The following is a 7139-nucleotide window of genomic DNA, read 5'->3' on the forward strand; positions in this document are numbered from 1 at the left end:
CATAGTGCAGAACGCCATGACGACAGTCCCTTTTATCCGCCCACAACTTACCCTGCCAGACGGTGCCGACAAGCTGCTGCTTCACTCCTGCTGCGCCCCCTGCTCGGGTGAAGTGATGGAGGCTATTCAGGCGTCGGGCATTGAGTACACCATTTTCTTCTATAACCCCAATATCCATCCGCAAAAGGAATACCTCATTCGTAAGGAGGAGAATATTCGCTTTGCGGAAAAGCACGGCGTGCCGTTTGTTGATGCCGATTACGACACCGATAACTGGTTTGAGCGTGCGAAAGGCATGGAATGGGAACCCGAGCGCGGCGTCCGCTGCACCATGTGCTTCGATATGCGTTTCGAGCGCACGGCGCTCTATGCGGCAGAAAATGGATTCAGCGTCATCAGCAGCTCGCTGGGGATCTCCCGCTGGAAGAACATGCAGCAGATAAACGACTGCGGCCAGCGTGCGGCCGCGCGCTATCCGGGTATGGTTTACTGGGACTATAACTGGCGCAAACAGGGCGGATCCTCACGCATGATTGAGATCAGCAAGCGGGAACAGTTTTACCAGCAGGAATATTGCGGGTGCGTTTATTCGCTGAGGGACAGTAACCTGCACCGTAAGTCTCAGGGTCGCCCGCTGATCCGCATCGGGAAACTGTATTACGGTCAGGATGACAATGAGAAATAACGGATTCCCGGTATAGAGATATATCCGAAAACCGCCCTGTCAGGTGCCGAATTTAGCCTTGCGTCTCCCACATCCGCAAAGAGCGGCTATCCTTTAACTATCAACAAAAGGAGGCAAAAATGTCTGATATCGGTACTGATAAAAACACCCAGTTTGCTGAAGACAAGGCAAAAAATAAATTTGATGAACTTGCAGGTTCAGCGCAGCAGCAGTTTGGTGAATTCGTCGATTCACCAAAACATCAGGTAAAAGGTGCCGCGAAAAAATACGCCGCTCAGGCTAGCGATGCCGTTTCCGACGTCACAGAAGCGGTCAGAAATAATCCCCTCACCGGCCTCATCGCCGCGGGTGCTGTCGGTATTGTTCTCGGCCTGTTGCTGGGTCGAAAATAAATCAGAGCCCTTCGGGGCTTTATTTTTGTCATCAGCTAAATAACCGTACCATGCGGTCTAACTCATCCTCTTTCACGGCACGTGAAAGATAATATCCCTGAAAGTTTTTAACGCCCAGCGCGACGAGTTTCTCGAACTTTTCTTCGCTATCAACCCCTTCTGCAATACAGTCAGTGCCGGTCATGTCGCTATAAATCTGAATCGCTTTTATCAAATTGTAGTCATTGTCATTTGCCACAAAGTGATCGACGATGTCCCGATCCAGCTTGAGTCCATCGAAATGGACCTGGCGCACCGGGAACATAGTTTGATGGTTAGAAAAGCAGTCATCCAGAAATAAACGACACCCCGTTTTGCGTAAATGCCGCATGGTTTCAGGGATCCTTTTATCCTTCGTCACGTCAATATCCTCTGCAAATTCAAAGACCAGCTTTTCCGCCCACTGCGGTTTAAGCAGCATATCGATGGCCTTTCGTGCCATATCAGGCAAGGCATTTCCGGAAGCCAGACGAGGTGGGATATTCACAGAAAAATAATATTTTCCGTTATACTTATTAATACCTAAAACGGCAGCATGGATGACCAACGCCGTTATTTTCAGCCATATTTCATGATTGGTAATATCCGTTAAAAAACTGGCAGGTTTGACAATTTTACCGTTTTTATTCCAGCGAATCAGGATTTCAAACCCAACCCCTTTTTTATCCCGATCGGTAATAATCTGATATGCCGGAAATATTTCGCGATTACGTAGGGCATTAAAAATGTCGGTTTCCTTCTCCGTGAGCCCCGTTTTTTGACGTGGGTGTTTAGCAGGCATTTCTGCTTTAAAATTATGCGGATCGTGTAGCCAACGCTTAATTAAGTGTAATTTAAGCACACCTTCCTTACGGTGGGTATACACCGTTTTATTCGACAACCCCATTCTATCGCACATTTCTTTTACGGACATGCCGCGGTAGAAACTTAATAATACGTCAATTTCTCTTCGTGTTAACCACTTGAGATTTTCTTGCGAGGAAATATCCATGTAGCGTTCGCGTAATGCGCGAGAGCGATCCTTAAAACTTTTGTAATGGGTATGAAAACAGGCTATTACATCAGAAACGCTGGCTACGCGAATCAATGATAGTTGATAGCGGTTATTTAAAAGACTGCCCAGCGTGCGGTACAGCCAGCCATCAGGAATATCACCATACAGGGTGACATGCCGAATAACGGGGAGTGCATTGAGTACCGAGGCCAGTCGCTTCAGGCTTTCCAGGAGGTTGACCACGCCTTTCCCGAGAAACACCACGATATGGGCATCCTGATTTTTAAGGATATTTTCAATATCCTGTTGAGATGCCTCATCTCCGTTAAAGTGGATCCGGGAAGCATGGATTCCGTATTTATTAAGGATCGAACAATATCCCTGGAATGTGAAACCGCAGGCTGAGATGACAAACTTATGTTCATCGCACGCCCCATTTCTGAGAGAAATTTTGTGGGTCATAACCTGCTCCTGGGCACCAAAGCGCCATTTCCATTTGAGTATGCGTAAAATTTATTGCATCTGTTGCGAAGTATAATTTTACAGTAGCACCCAGGGTTAAGAAACTGTTATCAGCCTAATTCACCGGAACATCTTTGCGTTAATCACCCGCGTTTAAATATACTTTTCTTTTCAAATAACCACGGCAAATGTTTTATTCTCAGGGTATAATGAAAATTCCGAAAAAGAAGACTGGATACTTCATCTATCGGCTCATTCAAATACGAGAAAAATGCTATGGATAATCATATCTCATCCAGGGCCTTGCTACATCGAAGGGATGTTATAAAAAACAATCCACGATTCGGTGAGGCAATATTAGAGCACTACACAATTAATGACACCATCTACAAAAAACAACCTTTGTTCTACAAGACAATGCTGCAGGAATCACGGTTCAACATTATCCTCTCCATGTGTTGTTTTATTTTTGGAAATCAGGCCGAGTCAGTCTCAGAAATTAAAGAGTTATGCTCTCGCTATAAGATAGCCAGCCCCAACAGCGTTATTGCGATCATCACGATACTCAGAACCACCGGGCGCATCAGGACCTGGCGCTGTACGGAAGACAGACGCAAAACGAGAATCGCGCCAACCGAAAAAGGCCTGAATGAACTTAAGCGATATATGTCCGGCGCTTTTTTGCCCGTCAGTATTCTTTACCCAACATTCAATATTAACGTGAACCTGCTGGATAATGATATTTTGAGAAATAACTTTTTCCGCCGCGCGGCAGAATATCTTTTTCGGGGATTAACGTTCAGAAAGGTGTTGCCTGAAGTGGGATTATTTATCGATAAAGATGGCGGGCGTATGATTATGCTTTATCTTTACCTGCAGGCTATGAAAAATAAATCTGCCCATGGTGCCGTTATCGACTATTCAGCCAGCACGCTCGCAAAAGAATTTTTTGTATCGCGCATCCACGTCAACCGGATTATCAAATCGGCTCAGGAGGCAGGCTATCTGAAAGATCGGGGTGATGGTCGGCTATCGGTCTATCCGGCGTTTATCGAACTCGTCGAAAATTATGCCGGGTTATATTTTGCGTATGTTACGCATTACATCAACGTTGTTCCTAAAGAGCGACGCCACGTTCACAACGTGACGTCAACCGTATAATCCACCAGGCGTTCGGTATCCCGAACGCCTTTCACTTATCTTTCCCGCAGCGCCTCTTTTGCCTTGTTCAGCGGTTTCAACAGATAATCCAGAATGGTTTTGCTGCCGGTTTTAATATCAACAGTGGCAATCATGCCCGGAAAGACCGGAAATTCCTGACCCTGCTTATTGGTCAGATGGTTACTGTCGGTACGAATATAGACGCGATAGTAATAAACATCTCTTTTCACCTCATCCTGCAGGGTGTCCGGCGAAATCATGGTCACTTCCCCTTCCAGCCCACCGTAAATGGAGTAGTCATAGGCCGTCACTTTCACCAGCGCCTTCTGGCCGGGATGGATAAACGCCACATCGCGCGGTGAAATTTTCGCTTCTACCACCATCTGATCGTCAAGCGGAACCAGACTCATCAGCTTGCCGTTCGGCGGGATGACGCCGCCCACGGTCGTGACGTCAATATCCTTCACGATCCCGCGAACCGGCGCATTGAAGGTCAGTCGGGTCAGGGAGTCTTCCCGCCCCTTCATCACCGAACGCTGGGCTTCAATCTCCGCATTGGCTTTCGCCAGCTCTTCGCGGGCGCGGACGTAATACTGGTTTTTCATCTCGGTGATTTTATTCTCAAGCTCATTTTTTTGACGCTCAAGACGCAGCACCTCCACCTTGCTGGCCGCCCCCTGGGTCACCAGCGGACGGGTCAACGACAGCTCGCGCTGCACCAGCTCGGCACCCTGACGTAAACCAGCCAGCCCTTTTTCAAGGCTCTCGCGACGGGACTGATAGAGCGCCGTTTCCTGCTTAACCAGCTCAACGTCGTCATCCAGCTCCTCGGGAAACGTCAGCTCCGTGTCGTTAACTTCGGCCTTCAGGCGTGCCGCCGTGGCCAGCGCCGCATTCAGACGCGACTCGCTCTCCAGCACGCTCGACTCGGTTTTTGTCCGATCAAGCTGCGCGAGCTGCTGGCCGCGCTCGACGATGTCGCCTTCGCGCACCATCAGGCTGTGGATAATGCCGCCTTCCAGGGACTGGATGACCTGCTCATGCGAAGACGGTATCACCTTGCCGCTGCCTGTCGTCACCTCATCAAGATGGAACAGGCTCGCCCAGGCGATAAACACCACCAGCAGGGCGAACAGGGACCATGCCACCAGGGTAGAGCGCGGAAGACGCGGCTCCTTCAGTCGGCTATTAAAACGGGAGAAATCATTCATGCCGCCCCCTCCTCTGCAACCGCCGCCGGTTTCATGGTCACGGTGCGCTGCGCTGTCTTTTGCGGCGCCATACCATGCTGGTGCAGGATGGCGTCGCGCGGGCCGTCCATCACCACCTTGCCGTTTTCCAGCACGATGATGCGGTCGACCAGGTCCAGAATCGGCAGGCGATGCGTCGCCACCACCAGCGTCCGACGCTTACCCAGCCATGTGTGAAGATGCTGAATAAACTGCTTCTCGCTCATTTCGTCCAGCCAGGCGGTAGGCTCGTCCAGCAGCAGAATAGTCGGCGAGGTGATCAGGGCGCGCGCCAGCAGCAGCGCCTGACGCTGTCCGCCCGAGAGTCCCGTTCCGCCCTCGTTGATGATAGTGTTCAGCCCCATTTTCTGTTTGCGCACAAACTCCAGCGCGCCGCTGTTGACCAGCGCCTGGTGAATCTCATCGTCGGTCGCCAGCGGGTTACCCATCAGGATGTTGTCCCGCACGGAGCCAAAGAACAGACGGGCCTGCTGGCTCAGCAGCTGCATGTCGCGACGCACGTCGGCCGGGTCGAGGTGATTGAGGGCAATATCGTCCAGCAGAATGCTGCCCTGCTGCGGCTCCTGCATGCCCGCCAGAAGCTGTAACAGCGTGCTTTTGCCGGAGCCATTGCGCCCGAGCACCGCCACGCGTTCTCCGGCGCGGATCTGCAGCTTGCTGATGTTGAGCACGGTGAGTTTCTCTTCCTCGTCGTAGTAAAACCCCACGTTCTCAAGGGCATAGTCGCCGCGCAGGTGGGCTTTGTGCACCTTCTTGCCGTGCTGCGGATCGTCAATCGGCCGCTGCATCAGGTCGTCCAGCCCCTTACGGGCCACTTTTGCCGACTGCCAGCGCGAGAGCACGCCTGAGATCTGCGACAGCGGCGCAATGGTCCGCGACGCCAGAATCGAGGTACCCACCAGCGCACCGGTGGTCATGTCGCCGCTGATGACCAGATAGCAGCCCACCAGCAGCACTACCGCGTAAACAATGGACTGCACCTCCTGGGTCCAGGTAAGCAGCAGGCCCGTCAGCCAGCGCTGCTTCATGCCGACGCTGGCGGCAACGTCGTTGGTGTTATTCCACTGATTCTGGAAACGCTGCTCGGCGCGCATCAGCTTGATGTCTTCAATGCCCTGCACCGCTTCCACCAGCGTGGCGTTACGAATGGCGGATTCACGCATCCCTTCGCTGGAGAGTTTCCCCAGCGGGCGCTGCACCAGCAGGCCCGGAATAAGCAGCAGCGGCACGGCGAGCAGGACCACCAGCACCAGCGGACCGCCAATCATCCACAGAATGAAGACGAACAGCAGGAAGAACGGCAGATCGGAGAGGGCCGCAATGGTCGTCGAGGTGATCAGCTCGCGCACCGACTCCAGCTCGCGGATCTGAGCGATAAACGATCCGGTTGATTTCGAGCGCGCGCCGTTTTTAATCCGCAGCGCGTGGGCAAAAACGCGTTCAGAGATGCGCAGATCGGCGCGCTTCCCCACCACGTCAGAAATGTGTACGCGCAGCATGCGCATGATGAATTCGAACACGATGGCAATCATCACGCCGCCAAACAGCACCCACAGCGTGGCTTCTGACTGCGACGGTACCACCCTGTCGTAGACCTGCATGGAGAAGACCATGCCGGAAAGCGCCAGCACGTTGGCGACCAGCGCCACCAGCATAATGTCGCTGTAGCGTCGCCAGTCCTTCAGCGCCAGCTGCCAGAACCAGTTTTTCTCATACGGTTTGATGTAGTCATCCACGCGGGCATCCGGCGTGGACTCGAGCGGGCGCAGCACCATCAGGCCCTTTAATCGCGACCCGAGCGCCTCGCGCGTCAGCGTCGTCTCCAGGCCGCCGTCGCCGCTGAACTGCAGGCTGACGTTGCCTTCGTTGTCCATGCGGTTGATCACCGCAATCTGCCCGCCGGTGAATTCTGCCAGCAGCGGCAGACGCCACGGATCGAGGGAGACCGCTTCCGCCGCCACCACACGCATCCCCAGCCCAAGCTGGCGCGCCATCTCCTCCAGCACCAGCTGGCGCGGCGACTGGCTTTCATGGTTAATCGTGACCCGAACGTGCTCCACCGAAAAGTCCAGCCGGTAGTGCTTCGCGATGATGAGCATGCCCTGCAGCCAGGGTTCGTACTGTGGATGTGTCTTCATAATCTCCGGGTTAACGCA

The 7139-nt window shown here is 52.7% G+C and carries 6 protein-coding genes; 3 read left to right on the top strand and 3 right to left on the bottom strand.

Annotated features, from left to right (window positions below; genetic code table 11):
- The first annotated feature begins 16 nt into the window (after nucleotides 1-16).
- Nucleotides 17-685: an epoxyqueuosine reductase QueH gene (locus tag BMW97_RS03155; RefSeq protein ID WP_045910496.1), complete on the top strand. Its 669-nt coding sequence runs from the start codon at nucleotides 17-19 to the stop codon at nucleotides 683-685.
- Between the two features lie 119 nt (nucleotides 686-804).
- The gene (locus BMW97_RS03160) at nucleotides 805-1077 is read left to right on the top strand and encodes an ElaB/YgaM/YqjD family protein (RefSeq protein WP_045910495.1); all 273 of its coding nucleotides are present in this window, start codon (nucleotides 805-807) and stop codon (nucleotides 1075-1077) included.
- A gap of 31 nt (nucleotides 1078-1108) precedes the next feature.
- Here the strand turns inward: BMW97_RS03160 and BMW97_RS03165 are convergent, their stop codons facing one another.
- Nucleotides 1109-2572, bottom strand: coding sequence for an EAL domain-containing protein (locus tag BMW97_RS03165; RefSeq protein ID WP_045910494.1), 1464 nt, complete (start codon nucleotides 2570-2572; stop codon nucleotides 1109-1111).
- Between the two features lie 276 nt (nucleotides 2573-2848).
- Between BMW97_RS03165 and BMW97_RS03170 the strand changes: the two genes are divergently transcribed.
- Entirely contained in the window at nucleotides 2849-3733 is an 885-nt protein-coding gene (locus tag BMW97_RS03170) for a helix-turn-helix domain-containing protein (RefSeq protein ID WP_045910493.1), read from the top strand.
- Between the two features lie 35 nt (nucleotides 3734-3768).
- Here the strand turns inward: BMW97_RS03170 and BMW97_RS03175 are convergent, their stop codons facing one another.
- Entirely contained in the window at nucleotides 3769-4944 is a 1176-nt protein-coding gene (locus tag BMW97_RS03175) for an HlyD family type I secretion periplasmic adaptor subunit (RefSeq protein ID WP_045910492.1), read from the bottom strand.
- Nucleotides 4941-7121 carry a type I secretion system permease/ATPase gene (locus BMW97_RS03180; protein WP_045910491.1) on the bottom strand — a complete coding sequence of 727 codons (2181 nt, stop codon included), beginning with the start codon at nucleotides 7119-7121 and terminating at the stop codon, nucleotides 4941-4943. Before BMW97_RS03180 ends, BMW97_RS03175 begins: the two co-directional genes overlap by 4 nt.
- Between the last annotated feature and the right edge of the window lie 18 nt (nucleotides 7122-7139).

The sequence above is a fragment of the Enterobacter sp. NFIX58 genome (assembly GCF_900110475.1).
GTDB classification, from domain to species: Bacteria; Pseudomonadota; Gammaproteobacteria; order Enterobacterales; family Enterobacteriaceae; genus Enterobacter; species Enterobacter quasiroggenkampii.

Excerpts from the sequence above, each read along its gene's own strand:
- BMW97_RS03155 (WP_045910496.1), top strand. The coding sequence starts at position 17 with ATGACGACAGTCCCTTTTATCCGCCCACAACTTACCCTGCCAGACGGT.
- BMW97_RS03160 (WP_045910495.1), top strand. The coding sequence starts at position 805 with ATGTCTGATATCGGTACTGATAAAAACACCCAGTTTGCTGAAGACAAG.
- BMW97_RS03165 (WP_045910494.1), bottom strand. The coding sequence starts at position 2,572 with ATGACCCACAAAATTTCTCTCAGAAATGGGGCGTGCGATGAACATAAG.
- BMW97_RS03170 (WP_045910493.1), top strand. The coding sequence starts at position 2,849 with ATGGATAATCATATCTCATCCAGGGCCTTGCTACATCGAAGGGATGTT.
- BMW97_RS03175 (WP_045910492.1), bottom strand. The coding sequence starts at position 4,944 with ATGAATGATTTCTCCCGTTTTAATAGCCGACTGAAGGAGCCGCGTCTT.
- BMW97_RS03180 (WP_045910491.1), bottom strand. The coding sequence starts at position 7,121 with ATGAAGACACATCCACAGTACGAACCCTGGCTGCAGGGCATGCTCATC.